Raw genomic sequence first — 2,520 nt, forward strand, 5'->3', positions numbered from 1 at the left:
GTCCCTCAACCGTTGCCAACCGGAGGCGCTGTTGACATCGGGGTCAGCACTCATTCCACGGCGACCAACACGCGACAACATGGGAGCCAGCCCCCATGGACACCCACACGACGCCCACGAGATCCTGAGGCACCCGAGCGTTGACACCCCCGATGTCAGCCGCGCCCGGGACGATGGAAGGGGCTCAGACAACAACGGGAGGTCCGGCACCGTGTCGCTGTTCTGGCGGATCTTCCTGATCAACGCCGCGGTCCTCACCGCGGCGACCGTCCTGGTCCTGCTGGGCCCCGTGACGGTCTCGACACCGTTCGTCCTCACCGAGGCGCTCATCCTCAGCGCCGGGCTGGTCGTCATGCTCGTCGCCAACGCGCTGCTGCTGCGCGTCGGCCTGGCACCGCTGCAACGCCTCACCCGGGCGATGACCACCATCGACCTGCTCCGCCCCGGCCCCCGCCCCGCGGTCACCGGGCACGCCGGCATCGCCGCCCTGATCAGCACGTTCAACGCCATGCTCGACCGACTCGAAGCCGACCGGGCCGCCAGCAACGCCCGCGCGTTGTCCGCACAGGAGAACGAGAGACGCCGCATCGCCCAGGAACTCCACGACGAGATCGGCCAGACGCTGACCGCCGTCCTCCTGCAGATCAGCCGCGTCGCCGACCAGGCCCCGCCCGACCTACGCCCCGAACTGCACCAGGCGCAGGAAACCACCCGCGACAGCCTCGACGAGATCCGCCGCATCGCCCGCCGCCTGCGACCCGGCGTCCTGGAAGAACTCGGACTCGTCGCCGCCCTGCGCTCACTGTTCGCGGAGATCTCCCACCACAGCGGTCTGCAGATCCGCCGTGACTTCGCCCCCGATCTGCCCGCACTCACCGAGGAAGTCGAATTGGTGCTCTACCGCGTGGCCCAGGAAGGCCTCACCAACGTCGCCCGGCACGCCTCCGCCAGCCGCGTCGACATCACGCTCATCCCGCACCGCGACGGCGTACGGCTACGGATCCGCGACGACGGGCGCGGCATCGACAACCAACCGGAAGGCGCCGGCATCCGCGGCATGCGCGAACGGGCCCTGCTCGTCAGCGCCCACCTCACCATCGGCCCCGGCCCCAACGGCGGCACCGAGGTCACCCTCGACGTACCCGACCCGGCAGGCCGGGCATGAGCGCACCCATCCGCATCCTGCTCGCCGACGACCACGCACTGGTACGCCACGGCGTCCGCCTCATCCTCGACGGCGAACCCGACCTCACCGTCGTCGCCGAGGCCAGCGACGGCGCCGAAGCCCTCGAACAAGCCCGCCAACACCACCCGGACCTGGCCATCCTCGACATCGCGATGCCCCGGCTCACCGGCCTGCAAGCCACCCGCGAACTCGTCAAACAGCAACCGGGCCTGCGGGTACTGATCCTGACCATGTACGACAACGAACAGTTCTTCTTCGAAGGCCTGCGAGCCGGCGCCAACGGATACGTCCTCAAATCCGTCGCCGACCGCGACCTCGTCGAGGCATGCCGGGCCGCCATGCGCGACGAACCGTTCCTCTACCCCGGCGCCGTCACCGCCCTGATCCGCAACTACCTCGATCGCGTCCGCAACGGCGAACCGGTACCCGAACGAGCCATCACCGGCCGCGAAGAGGAGATCCTCAAACTCGTCGCCGAAGGGCACTCCTCGAAGGAGATCGCCGAACTGCTGTTCATCAGCATCAAGACCGTCGAGCGGCACCGCAGCAACCTGCTGCAGAAACTGGGCCTACGAGACCGCCTCGATCTCACCCGATACGCCATCCGCGCGGGCCTCATCGAACCCTGACCACCACCGTCACCGACCAGGAGCGGCAGCCGGGGGAGAGGCCCGCCCAGCCGCAAGATTCCCTCAAGATCATTGCATCGACGATCTCCGACGACCATGCTGATCAAATCGCGCCACGATCAACTAGTCGGAGGCCACATGCGACACCAGCGACCCCTAGCGATCGCCATGTCCACACTCCTAGCCCTCACCCTCACCACCGCACCCACCCCCGCCAACGCCCAGAGCGCGGCAGCACCCAACCAGGTCGCCAACCTCACCGTCCGCCAGGCCGACGGATACGCCACCCTCGCCTGGCAACCCATCGACGGGGCAACCGACTACCAGATCGAACGCACCGCCGTCGACGCCACCGGCACCCCCACCGGCGCACCCACCATCGTCGGCATCTGGCGCCCCAACCGCCAGATCAACCAACAGGCACCCACCTTCGCCGACGCCGGCTTCAACCCCGGCGACACCTTCCAATGGCGGGTACGCGCCCGCGCCGGCACCACCGAACAGCCCTACTCCGACCCGGTCGTCGCCACCACCACCGCACCCTGGGGCAACCCCAGCACCCCCGGCGAACAACTGCGTACCCAGTGGGAAACCGCCCACGCCGCGCAGTACACCAGCGACACCGACGAGTACGCCTACACCGCCGCCATCGACGCACTCAGCGACCGGGTCCGCGTCGTCGAGCTCGGCCGCACCGTCCAGAAC

2 protein-coding genes and 1 pseudogene are annotated in these 2,520 nt (G+C 68.8%); all 3 read left to right on the forward strand.

Features of this window, described 5'->3' with window-relative positions; all coding sequences use genetic code 11:
* Positions 1–211 precede the first annotated feature (211 nt).
* Positions 212–1,165, forward strand: coding sequence for a HAMP domain-containing sensor histidine kinase (locus DLJ59_RS08675; protein WP_124771990.1), 954 nt, complete (start codon positions 212–214; stop codon positions 1,163–1,165).
* The gene (locus DLJ59_RS08680; protein ID WP_124771991.1) at positions 1,162–1,815 is read left to right on the forward strand and encodes a response regulator; all 654 of its coding nucleotides are present in this window, start codon (positions 1,162–1,164) and stop codon (positions 1,813–1,815) included. The genes DLJ59_RS08675 and DLJ59_RS08680 overlap by 4 nt, the downstream gene beginning before the upstream one ends.
* Positions 1,816–1,983: 168 nt before the next feature.
* Positions 1,984–2,520, forward strand: a pseudogene (locus DLJ59_RS08685) (carboxypeptidase); the annotation flags it as partial.

The organism is Micromonospora inaquosa, assembly GCF_003857055.1.
In the GTDB taxonomy this organism is placed as follows: Bacteria; Actinomycetota; Actinomycetes; order Mycobacteriales; family Micromonosporaceae; genus Micromonospora; species Micromonospora inaquosa.